At 61.6% G+C, this 15,778-nt stretch carries 16 protein-coding genes; 3 read left to right on the top strand and 13 right to left on the bottom strand.

The features are described from left to right. Positions 1–41: 41 nt before the first annotated feature. Positions 42–965 carry a type VI secretion system-associated lipoprotein TagQ gene (tagQ, locus tag ICY20_RS07935; RefSeq protein WP_159956406.1) on the top strand — a complete coding sequence of 308 codons (924 nt, stop codon included), beginning with the start codon at positions 42–44 and terminating at the stop codon, positions 963–965. Positions 966–1,089: 124 nt separating this feature from the next. Further along, positions 1,090–1,464 (top strand): hypothetical protein, encoded by a 375-nt coding sequence (locus tag ICY20_RS07930; RefSeq protein ID WP_010207528.1) that lies wholly within the window; start codon positions 1,090–1,092, stop codon positions 1,462–1,464. 120 nt (positions 1,465–1,584) lie between these two features. Here ICY20_RS07930 and ICY20_RS07925 read toward each other — a convergent pair whose 3' ends face one another. The 6 genes from ICY20_RS07925 to exbB all read right to left on the bottom strand — a co-directional run bounded on the left by ICY20_RS07925 (position 1,585) and on the right by exbB (position 8,434). Further along, entirely contained in the window at positions 1,585–2,985 is a 1,401-nt protein-coding gene (locus tag ICY20_RS07925) for an aminoacyl-tRNA deacylase and HDOD domain-containing protein (protein ID WP_194937254.1), read from the bottom strand. Between the two features lie 77 nt (positions 2,986–3,062). After that, positions 3,063–5,138 (bottom strand): ATP-dependent DNA helicase RecG, encoded by a 2,076-nt coding sequence (recG, locus tag ICY20_RS07920; protein WP_194937253.1) that lies wholly within the window; start codon positions 5,136–5,138, stop codon positions 3,063–3,065. An 8-nt stretch (positions 5,139–5,146) separates the two neighbouring features. Then, the gene (locus tag ICY20_RS07915; protein ID WP_122485209.1) at positions 5,147–6,067 is read right to left on the bottom strand and encodes a hydrogen peroxide-inducible genes activator; all 921 of its coding nucleotides are present in this window, start codon (positions 6,065–6,067) and stop codon (positions 5,147–5,149) included. Positions 6,068–6,296: 229 nt separating this feature from the next. Then, complete coding sequence (locus ICY20_RS07910) at positions 6,297–7,046, bottom strand: TonB family protein (RefSeq protein ID WP_159956400.1); 750 nt, start codon at positions 7,044–7,046, stop codon at positions 6,297–6,299. After that, a complete protein-coding gene (exbD, locus tag ICY20_RS07905; RefSeq protein WP_084381544.1) occupies positions 7,043–7,468 on the bottom strand; it encodes a TonB system transport protein ExbD in 426 nt (141 codons plus the stop codon). Before exbD ends, ICY20_RS07910 begins: the two co-directional genes overlap by 4 nt. Positions 7,469–7,474: 6 nt before the next feature. Further along, entirely contained in the window at positions 7,475–8,434 is a 960-nt protein-coding gene (gene exbB, locus ICY20_RS07900) for a tonB-system energizer ExbB (RefSeq protein ID WP_194937252.1), read from the bottom strand. Between the two features lie 190 nt (positions 8,435–8,624). Here exbB and ICY20_RS07895 point away from each other — a divergent pair, with 190 nt between their 5' ends. Next, a complete protein-coding gene (locus ICY20_RS07895) occupies positions 8,625–9,476 on the top strand; it encodes an SDR family oxidoreductase (protein WP_159956396.1) in 852 nt (283 codons plus the stop codon). Between the two features lie 124 nt (positions 9,477–9,600). On the opposite strand, the gene ICY20_RS07890 is transcribed toward ICY20_RS07895, so the two are convergent. The 7 genes from ICY20_RS07890 to ICY20_RS07860 form a co-directional block, all read right to left on the bottom strand. Beyond that, positions 9,601–10,323, bottom strand: coding sequence for a hypothetical protein (locus ICY20_RS07890; RefSeq protein WP_194937251.1), 723 nt, complete (start codon positions 10,321–10,323; stop codon positions 9,601–9,603). 74 nt (positions 10,324–10,397) lie between these two features. Next, on the bottom strand, positions 10,398–11,141 hold the full coding sequence (locus ICY20_RS07885) for a hypothetical protein (RefSeq protein WP_159956392.1): 744 nt from the start codon (positions 11,139–11,141) through the stop codon (positions 10,398–10,400). A gap of 57 nt (positions 11,142–11,198) precedes the next feature. After that, entirely contained in the window at positions 11,199–11,579 is a 381-nt protein-coding gene (locus ICY20_RS07880; protein WP_003176922.1) for a RidA family protein, read from the bottom strand. A gap of 24 nt (positions 11,580–11,603) precedes the next feature. Next, entirely contained in the window at positions 11,604–13,709 is a 2,106-nt protein-coding gene (gene spoT, locus ICY20_RS07875) for a bifunctional GTP diphosphokinase/guanosine-3',5'-bis pyrophosphate 3'-pyrophosphohydrolase (RefSeq protein WP_122485203.1), read from the bottom strand. A 60-nt stretch (positions 13,710–13,769) separates the two neighbouring features. After that, positions 13,770–14,033: a DNA-directed RNA polymerase subunit omega gene (rpoZ, locus tag ICY20_RS07870; protein WP_122594506.1), complete on the bottom strand. Its 264-nt coding sequence runs from the start codon at positions 14,031–14,033 to the stop codon at positions 13,770–13,772. Between the two features lie 167 nt (positions 14,034–14,200). Beyond that, positions 14,201–14,821, bottom strand: a complete 621-nt coding sequence (gene gmk, locus ICY20_RS07865) for a guanylate kinase (RefSeq protein WP_159956390.1) — start codon at positions 14,819–14,821, stop codon at positions 14,201–14,203. Between the two features lie 10 nt (positions 14,822–14,831). Next, the gene (locus ICY20_RS07860) at positions 14,832–15,695 is read right to left on the bottom strand and encodes a YicC/YloC family endoribonuclease (protein WP_159956388.1); all 864 of its coding nucleotides are present in this window, start codon (positions 15,693–15,695) and stop codon (positions 14,832–14,834) included. Positions 15,696–15,778 lie beyond the last annotated feature (83 nt).

The following is a 15,778-nucleotide window of genomic DNA, read 5'->3' as shown; positions in this document are numbered from 1 at the left end:
GAGCCGTGCTGGGCAAGTCAAACTAAACAGAGAACAGACCTATGCTTTTTTCCCGTAAGACGGTTTCCAAGCGTCACTTGTTATTGATCGCAGCTGGCTTCAGCACTGTGCTGACCGGTTGCGCCACCTCGCCGACCTCCAAGGTTGCGTCGAGCACCAAGGTTGAGTACTACCCCAACTGCTACGAGCCGGTGCAGCACCTGCGTGCCACCGATTCGGACATGACCAAATCGGTAGTGACCGGTGCTGCCATCGGCGCGGCCGGCGGTGCACTGCTGGGCGCCCTGACCGGCGACAAGGAAAAGCGCGGCCGCAACGCGGCGATCGGCGCAGCGGGCGGCGCACTGGCCGGCGGCGCGGCGGGTTACTACACCGAGCGTCAGAAGCAGATCAGCGATGACAACCAGCGCATCGCGTCGTACTCCACCGACTTCAACAAAAGCGCCTCCGACATCGACCGCAGCACCGCCTACGCCAAGGCGTCGCAGCAGTGCTATCAGAGCTCGTTCACCAAGCTGGTGGCTGACCGCAAGGCCAAGACCGTCAACGATACCGAAGGCCGCAAGCGCTTGGCGGAAATCGTGGCAGGCCTGAAGGAGTCCAATGACCTGATTGTCGCGGTCAACGGCAAAGCCAGCGAAGACCTGAATAACTACACCCAGGCCTACGAAAAAGACCTGCAACAAGTGGGCGTGCAACGTACCGACGTGGTCACCGTCGCCACCGCTGACACCACATCGGTGACGCCGCCGGCCAAAGGCAAGAAAGTCGTCAAGCCGCCGAAGAAGAAGGTGCTGCCAGCGGTGCCACAAGAAGCGGTGACCACCGAGAAGAGCATCCAGACCGTGCAGGCCAAGCAAGCTGAAAGCAAGCAGGTCGCCAGCGCCGGTAAAGCGCAGCTCGAAGGCTCGTGCCGCGATCCAAACCTGGCCGACTGGGCGCCGGTTCCTTGCCCAAACGTTTAAGTAACATGCTGCTATAAGCGTCAAACGCCAGCCGATCTGCCGCTAATGCGCTAGATCGGTGGCGTTCTTTTTGCAAATCGTTACACTGCTGCGGCCACTCAATAATTACACCGAGGCCGTGTGCATGAAATTTCGTCTTCTCCTCTGGGTGCTGGGCCTGATGATGGGCAAAGCCAGCCGCACCAACCCTGCCTTCCAGCAACAGCTGGGTGACAAAGACCTGGCCTTCCAGTTGCAGACCCTCGACGGCAAAGTCGCCCGTCACTTCATCGTCAAAGACCAACGCATCACCAGCCGTTCGGGTGTTCACCCGTCGCCGGCGTTTGCGATTGCGTTCAAGGATGCCGCCTACGGCTTCGCCACGATGCAGGCGAAGAACAAGCAACTGGCGTTCATGACGGGGATTCAGGACAAGTCGATCCAGATCAAGGGCAACCCGGCGCTGGTGATCTGGTTCCAGGGGTTGACCAAGTATTTGAAGCCGAAGAAAAAGAAGTAGGCTTTCAGGTAGACCGAGGTGGATTCATCGGGAGCAAGCCCCCTCCCACACTTTGATTGGTGAACACCGTCAAATGTGGGAGGGGGCTTGCCCCCGATAGCAATCTAAAGGTCTACAGATTCAGTTCTGGCTGAACTGGGACGCCAATTCCCGCAACAGCACCTCAGCATCCAACACCTTGCCGACCACTTCCTCAGCCTTGTCCCGGCTCAGCCCCAGACGCTCAAGCAGTTCGTCAGGAATCGCTTCATCCGGCCCAGACCCGATGCCGCGGCTACGCAACAAACGCACCGCCAAACACACCAGGTTCGGGTATTCAGCGTACTGACCGTCATACGTCGGGTCGTGCTGAAAGCGCAGGGCTGTGGACAGTTCATCCGGCATGTCCCAGTAACGCATTAACCACGCACCGATCTGCTCGCGGCTGATCCCCAGCAGGTGCTGTTCCACATAGCTGTGGCACAGGTGCGGGTTGACTTCCAGGTGGCGGCAGATGAGCGAGAAGTGCGGCGGAAACACGTGGGCCAGCAGCAGGTAACCGAAGTTGTGCAGCAGGCCGGCCAGGTAGGTCAACCCGGCTTCCGGGCGCTGGGCGCGTGGCATGGCACGGGTGAGGCCTTCGATTACGGCTGCGGTGTAGATCGACTGGTGCCAGTACGGCGTGGCCTGGTGCGGGTGGTCTTTAGGCAGACTCAGGGTCTTGCCCAAGGCCAGGCCCAAGGCCAGGTTGATCACCAGATCGAAGCCCAGTACACGCACGATGGCATCTTCCACCGAGCGGATCTTGCCCGGCGACGCGTAGTACGGCGATGCGGCCCAGCTCACCACTTGGGCGGCCAGGGCCGGGTCGGTTTCTACCACGCCGGTAATGTCATCGATGGTGGCGTTGGGGTCGACCCGCAGCTTGATGATCTTTTGCGCGGTGTCAGCCAGCGGTGGTATCTCGATGGTCGCTTCCAGGCGTTGCTGGATGCGGCGGGCGGTGAACGCCTGCATCGCCTGGGTGATTTCCTCGCGGTCATCATTGGGGCGGTCGAGGTTGGGGCGGATATTGCTCAGCGGCTCGCCAAACTGAGCGGCGCTGGCCTTGTTGAGCATGGTCTTGAAGTCGGCGCTGGAGATCTCCAGCAGCAGCCCGGCTTCACCCGAATGCACCAGCAGGCTCGGCGCGTTGAGCAGGCTGCCCTCATACAGGCAGGGTGAGCTGGTAAGCGCGGGCAGGCCCGGCAGCAGGCTCAGTTCGTGCTTGCCCAACATGCGCTCGACCCGATCCGGCGACACCGCAGTGAGGCGGCGACCGGTGAGTTCGGCGAGGCGGTTGAGGTCGAGCAATTGGTTTTGCGGGAACAGCACCATCAGAGCGCCCACGGCGTCTTCCAGCAACACGGCCTGAACCTTGCGCGCAGCGTCTAGGCCGGGGTGTTCGGTGACTTCGGTGTAGGGGATGGCGAGCTTTGCGAGCAGAGCCTGAATGACCGGCGGAACCGTCACTGGGGCTGTGGCGAGGGCTACTTCTGACATGGCCTGATCCAATTTCTTACAGTCGTTGGAGTATAACCAGCTTGATACATCTGTTGGTCGTATAAGTGAGTCAGGCGTCACACTTGGCCGTATTGCTGCCCGTGCCTGAGCCAGCGATCCAACAGTGGGCTGACGTGCTCCGGCCAGCGCTCCAGCAGCGCTTGCGCCGCGTCGCGTACAGCCGGGAGCAGGTCGGCATCGCGCATCAGGTCGGCGACCTTGAACTGCAACAGACCGGTTTGGCGGGTGCCAAGCATTTCGCCGGGCCCGCGCAGCTCCAGGTCTTTTTCGGCGATGACAAAGCCGTCGTTGGTTTCGCGCATGATCCCCAGGCGCTGACGACCGATCTGCGACAGCGGCGGGTGATACAGCAGCACGCAATGGCTGGCGGCGCTGCCCCGGCCAACGCGGCCGCGCAACTGGTGCAATTGGGCCAGGCCCAGGCGCTCGGGGTTTTCGATGATCATCAGGCTGGCGTTGGGCACGTCCACCCCCACTTCGATCACCGTGGTCGCCACCAGCAGTTGCAGGTTGCCGGCCTTGAATTCGGCCATCACGGCGGCTTTCTCGGCCGGTTTCATGCGGCCGTGGATCAGCCCGACCTTGAGTTCGCCCAAGGCGCTGGTGAGGTCTTCATAGGTGGTTTCGGCGGCCTGGCAGGTCAACTCTTCGGATTCTTCGATCAGCGTGCACACCCAATAGGCCTGGCGGCCTTCGGCGCAGGCACCGCGTACGCGTTCGATCACTTCGACGCGCCGGGTGTCGGTGACCAGCACGGTATTGACTGGGGTTCGGCCGGGGGGCAGTTCGTCGAGGATCGAGGTGTCGAGGTCGGCGTACGCGCTCATGGCCAAGGTGCGCGGGATCGGCGTTGCAGTCATGATCAGTTGGTGCGGGTTCATGCGCCCGCCCACGCCTTTCTGGCGCAGGGCCAGGCGTTGTTGCACGCCGAAACGGTGTTGTTCGTCGATGATCACCAAGGCCAGGTTCTTGAACCTCACTTCGTCCTGGAACAGCGCGTGGGTGCCCACCACCATCGGGGCGCCACCGGCGATTTGCTCCAGCGCCGAGACGCGGTTCTTACCCTTGAGCTTGCCGGCCAACCACGCCACTTCGAGGCCCAACGGTTCGAGCCAGCGCTTGAAGGTGATGAAGTGCTGTTCGGCGAGGATCTCGGTAGGGGCCATCAGCGCCACCTGGTATCCGGCTTCGAGTGCTTGCAGGGCGGCGAGGGCGGCGACTACGGTTTTGCCGGCGCCTACGTCGCCCTGGATCAGGCGCAGCATCGGTTCTTTCTGGCTGAGGTCGTAGGCGATTTCATTACCCACGCGCTGTTGGGCGCCGGTGGGTGCGAAGCCCAGGTTGGCCAGGTATTGCGCGGGCAGGCGCGTGGCCTTGGGCATCGCGGGTGCACGCAGTGAGCGCATGCTTTCGCGCAGGCGTTGCTGGGACAACTGGTGCGTCAGCAACTCTTCGAAGGCCAGGCGGTGCTGGGCCCAGTGATGACCCAGGGCCAGCTCGTCCACATCGGCATCGGCCGGCGGGTGATGCAGGTAGCGAATCGCATCGTCCAGCGGCGCCAGTTGATAATCGCGGGCCAGTTCGAGCGGCAGCCAGTCGGGCAGGCTTTTGGGGCCGAGCATCGTCAGTGTCTGCGTGCACAGTTGGCGCAGGCGCTGTTGGGTCAGGCCTTCGGTGAGCGGGTAGATCGGCGTGAGGGTGGTGTCTACCGGCGGCGGCTCGTCGCCGGTGATGGCGCGGTATTCCGGGTGGTAGATCTCCAGGCCCGATGCGCCGGGGCGCGCTTCGCCGTAGCAACGCACGCGGGTGCCACGCTTGAGGCCTTCCTTCTGCGCATTGCTGAAATGGTAGAAGCGCAGGCTCAGGCCGCCGGTGCCGTCTTGCAGACGCACCACGAGGCTACGGCGTTTGCCCATCACCACATCGGCGCCGCTCACGGTGCCTTCGACCACTGCGTCCTGCCCAGGGCGCAACTGGCCGATGGGCACCACGCGGGTTCGGTCCTGGTAACGCAGGGGTAGATGGAACAGCACGTCCTGGAGATTCTCCAGGCCGACCTTGGCCAATTTCTCGGCCATGGCTTCACCGACACCCTTGAGTGCCGTCACCGACACCTGCGACAGCTCACTCATACGTTGGCTTAGCTCGCAGCAGTCGGCTTGGCCACCGAGCACAAGCGGATCGAGTCGGCGAGGATCTCAATGGCCTTGGGCCGTGGGAAGCTGGCGCGCCAGGCGATGGCCACGGTACGGAACGGCACGGGCGGCGTCAGTGGGCGTACTGCGATCACGCCGGGGGCGTAGTGATGGCTGTCTACAGCCGAGAACGGCAGGATCGAAATACCCAGGCCGGAGGCGACCATGTGGCGGATGGTTTCCAGGGAGCTGGATTCCACCGTGGTGTGCTTGGCGCCGTCGTTGCCCTTGGTCAGGGTTGGGCAGGCTTCGAGCACCTGGTCGCGGAAGCAATGGCCTTCGCCCAGCAGCAGCAGGCTCTTGTCGTTGAGCAGGCCGGCGTCGATGGTGTCTTTTTGCGTCCACGGGTGGGAGGCGGGCATCAGCACGTAGAACGGCTCGTCGTAGAGGGGCAGGGTGAGTACGTCCGCCTCGTTGAACGGCAGGGCGATGATGATCGCGTCCAACTCGCCGTTGCGCAGTTTGTCGCGCAGCACGTGGGTGAAGTTTTCTTCGATATACAGCGGCATCTGCGGCGCGACGCGGTGCAGTTGCGGGATCAAGTGCGGGAACAGGTACGGGCCGACGGTGTAGATGGCGCCGACTTTGAGCGGGGCGGTCAACTGGTTCTTGCCGGCCTGGGCCAGCTCGCGAATGCTCTGCGCTTGCTCCAATACCTTCTGGGCCTGGGCAACGATGCCTTCACCCACGGGGGTGAGGCGCACGGCGCTCTTGCTGCGCTCGAAAATCAGCACACCGAGTTCGTCTTCAAGCTTCTTCACGCCCACCGACAACGTCGGCTGGCTGACGTGGCAACGCTCGGCCGCGTGGCCGAAGTGCTGCTCTTGGGCGAGGGTAACGATGTAGCGTAATTCTGTGAGAGTCATAGCGGGCGTCCATGAGGTTGCGGGCCAAGCATACCGGCTGCAATCGATAGACGCACGTTATCAGAAGTTTGTTGGGGATTGAGTGGGGAATGTGCGGGATCTTTCTGTGTGATGAAACCAAATGTGGGAGGGGGCTTGCCCCCGATGGCGGTGTGTCAGTCGAAGAAAATATCGACTGGTCCATCGCTATCGGGGGCAAGCCCCCTCCCACATTGGTCCCCACATGCCTTTAGCGGCGACGCTTCTCGATGTTGTACACAAACGGTGCAACGATCTCGATGCTGCCACCTTTGAGCATGTCGGCCGGCGGCTTGGGCAGCGGCTGGGCACGACGGATCATGTCCAGGGTAGCGCGGTCCAGGTCAGCGTTGCCGGAGCGGCCCACCAATTCGTAGGACAGCACATTGCCGTCAGCATCCACCACGAACTTCAGGCGGTTCAGGCCTTCCTTGCCACGGGCCTGGGCGCCTGGCGGGTACTTCTTGTACTTCTGCAAATGCGCCAACAGGCTGCCTTCCCAGGATGCCTTGGCCGCGACTTGCTGCGGCGACGGGCCTGGTACGGGCTGGGCTGACTTCTCTGCAGGTGCGTTGGTCGGTGGAGCATCGCTCGGCGGGTCCTCGGAAGGTTTCTCCTTGGGCGGCTCGATCTTCTTCTCCACCGGCTTGGGCGGCTGAGGCTTCGGCTTGGGCTTGACTGGCTTGGGCACCTGAATGGTCGGCTTGGGTGCCTCGGCCAGTTTCGGCAGGGGCAGCTCTTCGACCGGCGCAGGCGGTTGCGGCGGCGTTACCACCTTGGGCGGTGCCGGAGGCGGCGGCGCAGGCATCGGCGCCAGGTCGATGACCATGGCAGCCGGTGGCAACTGCACCGTGTGCGGCGCTGACCAGTGGAGCGCGATAGCAATCGCGACGGCATGCACGCCCAGCACGACGGCGAGGCTGGTGCCATAACGCGTCAGTTTGTGGCGCGTCGTGATCATTTCTTGGCTGCCGTCTCAAGTCCGACCAGGCCTACCTTGAGGTAGCCGGCTGCCCGCAGGGCATCCATCACGCTCATCAGGTCGCCGTAGTCCACGCCCTTGTCGGCCTGGAAGAAGATCGTCGTGTCTTTCTTGCCTTGGGTCTTGGCGTCGAGCACCGCGCCCAGGGTTTCGGATTTGACTTCTTCTTCGCCCAGGAACAGACGTTGGTCCGCCTTGACGCTGAGAAACACCGGTTTCTCTGGCCGCGGCGCCGGCTTGGCGCTGGAGGCGGGCAGGTCGACTTTAATGTCCACGGTCGCCAGCGGTGCTGCCACCATAAAGATGATCAGCAGCACCAGCATCACGTCGATAAACGGCGTGACGTTGATTTCGTGGTTCTCGACGAGTTCGTCGTCGCCTTGATTCAAATGCAGGCCCATGGCCGATTACCCCACTTTCACCATGTGCGGTTGCGAGCTGCGCTCGGTAGGCAGGTGATCGAGGTCGCGGCTGACCAGCAGCAGGACTTCTGCCGACGCGTCCGATACCTGGGCCTTGTAGCCGGCAATCGAACGGGCGAAGACGTTGTAGATCACTACCGCAGGAATCGCAGCAACCAGGCCCAGGGCGGTTGCCAGCAGGGCTTCGGCGATGCCTGGGGCAACGACGGCGAGGTTAGTGGTTTGGGTTTTGGCGATGCCGATGAAGCTGTTCATGATGCCCCATACGGTGCCGAACAGGCCGACGAACGGCGCGGTGGAACCGATGGTTGCCAATACGCCGGTGCCACTGCTCATGTTACGGCCGCAGGCTGCAACCAGGCGCTCCAGGCGGAAGGCCACGCGTTCCTTGATGCCTTCTTTTTCGCGGGCGTTGGCCGACAGGCGCATCTCTTCCAGCGCGTCGTGCACCAGGGTGTTGGCCAGGGTGCCCTTCTTGGTTGCGCTTTCGCTCGCTTCCTTGAGGGTGGTGGCCTTTTTCAGGTGGACGATTTCAGTGCGCAGACGACGCTTGGCGCCCAGCAGCTCGAAGCCTTTGGCGATCCAGATGGTCCAGGTGATGATCGACGCGATGGCCAGGCCGATCATCACGGCTTTCACCACGACGTCAGCGTTCTGGTACATGCCCCATGGGGACAGGTCGTGGGCCATGCCCAGGGTATTGTCTTCTTCCAGTACGACGCCGGTTTCGTCAGCGGAAGCCGGGTCAGCAGCCAAGACTGGGTCGGTCGCGGCTGGCGTGGCGGCCGGAGCAGCAGCGCCTTGCTCGGCAGCGGCCGGAGCGGCTGGGGCGGTGGCATCAGCGAAGGCGGCGGTCGGCGCCAGCAGTACGCTGAACAGCAATGCTGCAATCGCGCGCCAGGCGCGGGATGTGGTTGGCGAAGCGGGGGTTGTATTACGTGTCATGCTGGCCGGACCTGAGAGGGAAAATGGGTGATCGTCCTACCAGACCCTGGGAGGGGTCGAGGACAAATGGGTCGTTATTATTGCAAGTAATTCTTGTTAACAGAAGTAATACAGTAACTTTATTTGTGCTTTTTCTGGCCGTTTGTCATCTGCGAGGGCTAACCTAGACCTTTCAGTACGGAGTTTTGTGATGTCTGCGCCTTCTGTTGTGATTGCTGGCTGTGGCGATGTGGGGAGCCGGCTGGCTAGCCAATTGCTCGCTTCGGAATGGGAGGTTCACGGCCTGCGGCGCGATATTTCGCGCCTTCCCGCTGGCGTCATCGGGATTGCCGGTGACCTGTTCAACAAGGCTTGCCCGGACACCTGGCCGATTGGTGGGGTGGACTACCTGGTGTATTGCGCGGCGGCGACTGACCACGATGAAGCCGGGTATCGCGCTGCTTACGTGCAGGGCCTGAAACATGTTCTGGAGTGGCTGCAGGACTACGGGCAAGAGCCCAAGCACCTGCTGTTTGTATCCAGCAGCAGTGTGTATGGGCAGCAGAATGGCGAGTGGGTCGACGAAACGTCCGACACGCAAGCGCAGGGTTATTCCGGGCAAGTGATGCTGGAGGCCGAGCAAGTGGCACTCGACAGCGGCATCCCGGCGAGCATCGTGCGCCTTACCGGCATTTACGGGCCTGGCCGTGAGTGGCTGCTGACCCAGGTGCGCCGAGGTTACCGGGTGGCCATTGACCCTCCTTTATATGGCAATCGCATTCACGCGGATGACGCGGCGGGGTTGTTGGCCTTTTTGTTGCGACATGTAGAGCAGGGCGGCCAGTTGGACAAGGTTTACATCGGTGTTGACGATGCGCCCGCGCCGTTGGCTGAAGTGGTGGATTGGTTGCGCGAGTATCTAGGCGTGACTGAGTGGGCGGACGACGCCAGTGTGCGGCGTGCGGGCAGCAAGCAGTGTAGCAATGCGCGGGCTAAGGCATTGGGTTGGGTGCCGGCTTATCCGACCTATCGTGAAGGTTACGCCGCAATCCTCAAAGGCTGAAACGCGATAAAAATGTGGGAGCAGGCTTGCTCGCGAATGCGTTGTGTCAGTCACTGAAGATGTCGACTGATCCACTGTATTCGCGAGCAAGCCCGCTCCCACATTTGGATCTCAGTGAGGCTGGCTATTGCTTTTCAAGCCGCCATTGTCGAGGGCCGGGCGTGAGCTGAGGTATTTCATCAGGCTGTGCGGTGTTGACCGCCTGGAATATCTCCAGCTGCTTGCCCTTGCGCACGAAAATCCATGAATCGCCTTCGTCCCCGACACCTAGGTAAATCGTGTCATGGCCCGCACCCTGGGAGGCACAGTCACCGTCCAGGCAGAGTTCATAGTTGTCTGCCCCAGGTAGCCCCGAAACGCCGCCATCCGCCGTAAACACGAGTGGCTTGCCGGTGCCTGGGCCGTCCACGATATGCCACTGTCCGCTGAGATAGGCGGCATTCAGGGCTTTTCTGAAGGTGCTCCCCCACGCCGCTCCCGCGATGGGGGCTTCTTTGGGGCGATGAAATGCTTGTTGGTGGGCATCCGCTTGGGCCTGTTGAATCAGTTGCTCGCCCTCCAAGCGCAGTTCGTCGGTGCCGTAGCCGTTGTAGTCGACGATCCAGGTGTTGGGTGCGGTCTGTCGCAGCAGGCCTTCTCCTGCTTCAAAGCCGTTGCTGACTTGTGCCTTGCCGTTACGGGTGTCGATATCCCATTCGTGGTATGAGCCTGCGGTGTTCAAGGGCGTGCCTTGTGCAGCTCTGTCGATCAGGGCCTGGTTGATCCAGATACCGTCGATGTTCGGGGCTGCTGGTGTATGGCCGCAGCCACCCAGTAACAACAATCCAAGGGCAAACAATTTACGCATGAGGCCGTCCTGGGGCAGTTTTAAACCGGGCGCAGGCTAAAGAAAAAGGAGCCTTTCGGCTCCTTTGTTCTGTATCACTGTTTTTCCAGCAGCCACTGACGCGGCCCAGGGGTAAACGACGGCACTTCGTCGGTTTGGGCAGTATTGATCGCCTGGAAGATCTCCAGCTGCTTATCCTTGCGCACAAAAATCCACGGATTGCCCTGACCGTTCAACTGCAACCAGATGCTGTCATAGCCGCCGCTCATTGAGGCGCAATCGCCCGCCAGGCACAGCGAGTACTGATCAACATTGGGCAAGCCTGCGACTTTGCCGTTGGCCTGGAATTGCACGATGGCGCCGCTGCCGAAGCCGTCGAGGATCTTCCAGTCGCCGCCCATATAGGCGGCATAGAGCGCGCGCTCGAAGTTGGCGCCCAGTGGCGCGCCTTCCGGGGCGGGCTCTTTGGGGCGTGCAAACAGTTGCTCTGGCTCATTGTCGTTGGCCACTTGCAGCAGTTGTTTGCCTTTGCGTTTGAGTTCGGTGGCGGAGCTGCCGTAGAAGTCGACGCTCCAGGCGCCGGATTGCTCACCCAGCAACTTGCCTTCCGCTACTTCAAAACCGTTGTAGTAGCGCGCCTGCGCGGCCTTGGGGTTGACCTCCCATTCGAGGGTCGGGCCAAAGCTTTGCAGGGCTTCACGCAAAGGGCCGCCCTTGGCTGCCGCATCGATGGCGACCTGGTTGATCCAGGTGCCGCTCACATCCAGGTCGGCGGGGTTGCTGGCGCAGCCGCCGAGCAGCAGGGTGAGCAATGATGAGGCTACAAGCGCTTTGCGCATTACGAAATCCTTCTGAAACGGAGTCGGCGCAGCTTGGGGAAAGCTGCGCCGGGTGTTTTACTCGATGACCAGAATCGCGTCCATCTCAACCTGCGCGCCCTTTGGCAGGGCGGCAACGCCAATGGCGGCGCGGGCTGGGTACGGCTGTTCGAAGTACTTGCCCATGATCTCGTTAACCTTGGCGAAGTGGCTCAGGTCGGTGAGGAAGATGTTCAGTTTGACGATGTCTTTGAAGGAACCGCCAGCGGCTTCGGCCACGGACTTGAGGTTCTCGAAGACCTGTACGGTCTGCGCTTCGAAGCCTTCCACCAGTTCCATGGTCTTTGGGTCCAGCGGGATCTGGCCGGACATGTAGACAGTGTTGCCCGCCTTGATCGCCTGGGAGTAGGTGCCGATGGCGGCCGGGGCCTTGTCGCTGGTGATAACGGTCTTGGTCATGAATGACTCCTTGTAATGGATCGGCTATGCACGCATGCGGGTGATGCGGATCACACCGGTCAAGGCGCGCAGTTTCTTGATCACGCGGGCCAGGTGCACGCGGTCGTGTACGCTGACGACCAACTGGACCACGCTGATGCGACCATCGCGTTCGTCCATGCTGATCTTTTCGATATTGCCGTCGGCTGCGTTGACGCTGCTGGCCAGCAGGGCGATCAGGCCGCGCTGGTGTTCCAGCTCGACGCGCAACTCGACGTTGAATTCGCCGGTGACATCCTTGGCCCACGAAAGCTGGATGCATTTTTCGGGGTTGTGACGGATTTCGGTGATGTTGCGACAGTTGTCCAGGTGCACCACCATGCCTTTACCGGCAGACAAGTGGCCCACAATCGGGTCGCCCGGGATCGGCGTGCAGCATTTGGCGTAGCTGAGCACCAGGCCCTCGGTGCCGCGAATCGCCAGCGGGCCTTCGGGACTTGGCAACTGTTCGCCTTCGCCCAGCAGGCGGCGGGCGACCACGTAGGCCATGCGGTTACCCAGGCCGATGTCTTCCAGCAGGTCTTCGACGGTTTCCTGACGATACTCGTGGAGCATCGCTTGCACGCGCTCTTGCGGGATCTTGTCCAGGGCACTGTCGAAACCGTTGAGCACTTTGTTCAGCAGGCGTTCGCCCAAGCTGATGGATTCGGAGCGGCGCTGTAGCTTCAGCGCGTGACGAATGTGTGTGCGCGCCTTGCCGGTGACCACGAAGTTGAGCCACGCCGGGTTCGGGCGTGCGCCCGGTGCGCTGACGATCTCCACCGTGGAGCCGCTTTGCAGCGGTTCGGACAGCGGGGCCAGCCGGCGATTGATCCGGCAAGCGATGCAGCTGTTGCCCACGTCGGTGTGCACCGCGTAGGCAAAGTCGACCGCCGTGGAGCCTTTGGGCAGCTCCATGATGCGGCCTTTGGGTGTGAACACGTAGACCTCGTCCGGAAACAGGTCGATCTTCACGCTTTCGATAAATTCGAGGGAGTTGCCGGCACGTTGCTGCATTTCCAGCACGCCTTTGACCCACTGGCGGGCGCGGGCATGGGTGCCTTTGGGCTGCTCGTCGCCGCTGGACTTGTACAGCCAATGGGCGGCGATGCCGTTGTTGGCCATCTCTTCCATCTCGCGGGTACGAATCTGGATCTCGATCGGCACCCCGTGCATACCGAACAGCGTGGTATGCAGCGATTGATAGCCGTTGGCCTTGGGGATCGCGATGTAGTCCTTGAAACGCCCCGGCAGAGGTTTGTACAAATTATGTACAGCGCCCAGCACGCGGTAGCAGGTGTCGACCTTGTCGACGATGATCCGGAACGCGTACACGTCCATGATCTCGTTGAAGGCCCGGCGCTTGCCGCGCATCTTTTTGTAGATGCCGTAAATGTGTTTCTGCCGGCCGCTGACCTCGCCCTCGATCTCATCGATCGCCAGGCAATGGCTCAGGGACTCTTCGATCTTGTTGACGATTTCCTTGCGGTTGCCCCGGGCGCGCTTGACGGCTTGGTAGATGCGCGCCGAACGCATCGGGTGCATGGCCTTAAAGCCGAGGTCTTCGAATTCGATACGAATGGCATGCATGCCCAGCCGATTGGCGATGGGCGCGTAGATTTCCAGGGTTTCCTTGGCGATGCGCCGGCGTTTTTCACCGGACAGCACTTCCAGCGTGCGCATGTTGTGCAGCCGGTCGGCCAGCTTGACCAGGATCACCCGAATGTCTCGGGCCATGGCCATGGCCATCTTCTGGAAGTTTTCTGCCTGTGCTTCGGCCTTGGTTTCGAAGTTCATCTGGGTCAGTTTGCTGACCCCATCGACCAGTTCGGCCACGGTCTCGCCAAATTGCGCGCTGAGCGCTTCTTTGGCGATGCCGGTGTCTTCGATCACGTCATGCAGCATCGCGGCCATCAGGCTCTGATGGTCCATGTGCATGTCGGCAAGAATGTTGGCCACCGCAAGAGGATGGGTGACATACGCCTCGCCACTGCGGCGGCGTTGGCCGTCGTGGGCTTGTTCGGCGTAGAAATACGCTCGGCGGACCAGGTTGACCTGGTCTGGGCCGAGATAGGCCGATAAGCGATCGGCGAGGGCGTCTATGCTCGGCATAGGATTGACTCCTGCCGCGTGCGTTGACCCCGCGCCGTGCTACGTCGACCAGGCATAGGCTTAGACGGCCTCGTTGGACTCGTCCTCGAACGCCGCGAAGACAGGGTCTTCGTGGACGATTTCCTGTTCGGCGATGAACTCGTAGCTCATCAGGCCTTCAGCGATTTCACGCAGGGCTACAACAGTAGGCTTGTCGTTTTCCCACTGGACCAGGGGCTCTTTGCCGCCAGTGGCCAGTTGACGGGCACGCTTGGTAGAGAGCATGACCAGCTCAAAGCGGTTATCCACGTGTTCTAGGCAGTCTTCAACGGTTACGCGGGCCATGGTATTCCTCGGAGCGAATGCAAGATGCGCGCTGCCCGGTTGGGCGAGCGGACTAAGCAGTTTAAAAAATCACCAGCGTTTAGGGAAGCGCTGATTTTTCGCGAGCCCTCGTAAAACCGCTGTAAGCGCCAATGTAAAGCCCCTGCAGCGGTTTTGGGAAGAGCCAATCAGCCAAGCAATTGGGCGAGCAATTTGCCAAAACGCTGCTGTTGACGCTTCTGCTGGAGCTGATTGGTGCGGAAAATCGCCTTCAAATCGTCCAGTGCATGGGCAAAGTCGTCGTTGATGATCAGGTAGTCGTAGTCGACGTAGTGGCTCATTTCGCTGACGGCTTCACGCATGCGGCCTTCAATGATCTCGTCGCTGTCCTGGCCGCGGTTGGTCAGGCGCTGGTGCAATGCCTCCAGGGACGGCGGCAGGATAAAGATCGAGCGCGCCTGTGGCATCAATTTGCGCACTTGCTCGGCGCCCTGCCAGTCGATTTCCAGGATCAGGTCGTGGCCTTCGTCCAGGGTCTGTTGCAGGTGGCTTTGCGAGGTGCCATAGAGGTTGCCGAACACTTCGGCGCGCTCCAGGAAGTCGCCGTGCTCGATCATCTTGACGAACTCGGTGCGTTCGACGAAGTGATAGTGCACGCCGTTCTCCTCGCCCGGGCGCATGGCGCGGGTGGTGTGGGAGACCGAGATGCGGATCTGCTCGTCAGCGTCGGTGAGGGCCTTGACCAGGCTGCTCTTGCCCGCGCCTGAAGGGGCGGAAATGATGTAAAGGGTGCCGGTGCTGTGGGTCATGGAAGTTGCCTTACTCAATATTCTGTACTTGTTCGCGCATCTGCTCGATCAACACTTTGAGGTTGACCGCAGCCTGGGTGCTGCGCGGGTCAAACGCCTTGGAGCCCAGTGTATTGGCTTCGCGGTTGAGTTCCTGCATCAGGAAGTCCAGGCGCCGACCAGCGGCACCGGCGGACTTGAGCACGCGGCGCACTTCAAGGATGTGAGTGCTCAGGCGGTCGAGCTCTTCGGCGACGTCGCTCTTTTGTGCCAGCAGGACCATTTCCTGCTCCAGGCGCGTCGGGTCGAGGTCGGCCTTCATGTCGGTGAAGCGGTCGAGGACCTTCTGGCGCTGGGTCGCAAGCATTTGCGGCACCAGCTCGCGCAGGGTGACCACGTCTTCTTCGATAGAGGTCAGGCGTTCGCTGATCAGGCGGGCCAGTTCGGCGCCTTCGCGCTCGCGGCCGGCCTTGAGCTCCTTCAAGCCCTGGTTGAACAGGGCGAGGGCTTCGGCGTTGAGGGCTTGCGGGTCGGTGGCGTCGGCCACCAGTACGCCAGGCCAGGCCAGCACCTCTAGGGGGTTGAGCGCGGCGGGCTGCTTGATCAGGCCGGCGATGGTCTCGGCGGCGGCGACCAGTTGCGCGGCGCGGTCGCGGTCAATCTGCAAGGCCTTGCCGGTGGTTTCTTCGGTAAAACGCAGGGTGCATTCCAGCTTGCCACGGGAAATGCCCTGGCGCAGCGCTTCACGCACGGCGCCTTCCAGGTCGCGGAATGATTCCGGCAGGCGCAGGTGCGGCTCCAGGTAGCGGCTGTTGACCGAGCGTAGTTCCCAGCTCAGGGTGCCTTGGACGCCGGCTTTTTCGACGCGGGCGAAGGCGGTCATGCTGTGCACCATGGAGGTACCTCGCGTTGCAGCCCAGTAAACACGGGCTGATGGTTAAGAAGGCGCAGGATTGTAGCGCAGTGGGGCGAGCGCGC

The organism is Pseudomonas pisciculturae, from assembly GCF_015461805.1.
GTDB lineage: Bacteria > Pseudomonadota > Gammaproteobacteria > Pseudomonadales > Pseudomonadaceae > Aquipseudomonas > Aquipseudomonas pisciculturae.
Note: the sequence above shows the minus strand (reverse complement) of the source record. Positions and strands in the feature narration are given on the sequence as shown.

Excerpts from the sequence above, each read along its gene's own strand:
- tagQ (WP_159956406.1), top strand. The coding sequence starts at position 42 with ATGCTTTTTTCCCGTAAGACGGTTTCCAAGCGTCACTTGTTATTGATC.
- ICY20_RS07930 (WP_010207528.1), top strand. The coding sequence starts at position 1,090 with ATGAAATTTCGTCTTCTCCTCTGGGTGCTGGGCCTGATGATGGGCAAA.
- ICY20_RS07925 (WP_194937254.1), bottom strand. The coding sequence starts at position 2,985 with ATGTCAGAAGTAGCCCTCGCCACAGCCCCAGTGACGGTTCCGCCGGTC.
- recG (WP_194937253.1), bottom strand. The coding sequence starts at position 5,138 with ATGAGTGAGCTGTCGCAGGTGTCGGTGACGGCACTCAAGGGTGTCGGT.
- ICY20_RS07915 (WP_122485209.1), bottom strand. The coding sequence starts at position 6,067 with ATGACTCTCACAGAATTACGCTACATCGTTACCCTCGCCCAAGAGCAG.
- ICY20_RS07910 (WP_159956400.1), bottom strand. The coding sequence starts at position 7,046 with ATGATCACGACGCGCCACAAACTGACGCGTTATGGCACCAGCCTCGCC.
- exbD (WP_084381544.1), bottom strand. The coding sequence starts at position 7,468 with ATGGGCCTGCATTTGAATCAAGGCGACGACGAACTCGTCGAGAACCAC.
- exbB (WP_194937252.1), bottom strand. The coding sequence starts at position 8,434 with ATGACACGTAATACAACCCCCGCTTCGCCAACCACATCCCGCGCCTGG.
- ICY20_RS07895 (WP_159956396.1), top strand. The coding sequence starts at position 8,625 with ATGTCTGCGCCTTCTGTTGTGATTGCTGGCTGTGGCGATGTGGGGAGC.
- ICY20_RS07890 (WP_194937251.1), bottom strand. The coding sequence starts at position 10,323 with ATGCGTAAATTGTTTGCCCTTGGATTGTTGTTACTGGGTGGCTGCGGC.
- ICY20_RS07885 (WP_159956392.1), bottom strand. The coding sequence starts at position 11,141 with ATGCGCAAAGCGCTTGTAGCCTCATCATTGCTCACCCTGCTGCTCGGC.
- ICY20_RS07880 (WP_003176922.1), bottom strand. The coding sequence starts at position 11,579 with ATGACCAAGACCGTTATCACCAGCGACAAGGCCCCGGCCGCCATCGGC.
- spoT (WP_122485203.1), bottom strand. The coding sequence starts at position 13,709 with ATGCCGAGCATAGACGCCCTCGCCGATCGCTTATCGGCCTATCTCGGC.
- rpoZ (WP_122594506.1), bottom strand. The coding sequence starts at position 14,033 with ATGGCCCGCGTAACCGTTGAAGACTGCCTAGAACACGTGGATAACCGC.
- gmk (WP_159956390.1), bottom strand. The coding sequence starts at position 14,821 with ATGACCCACAGCACCGGCACCCTTTACATCATTTCCGCCCCTTCAGGC.
- ICY20_RS07860 (WP_159956388.1), bottom strand. The coding sequence starts at position 15,695 with ATGGTGCACAGCATGACCGCCTTCGCCCGCGTCGAAAAAGCCGGCGTC.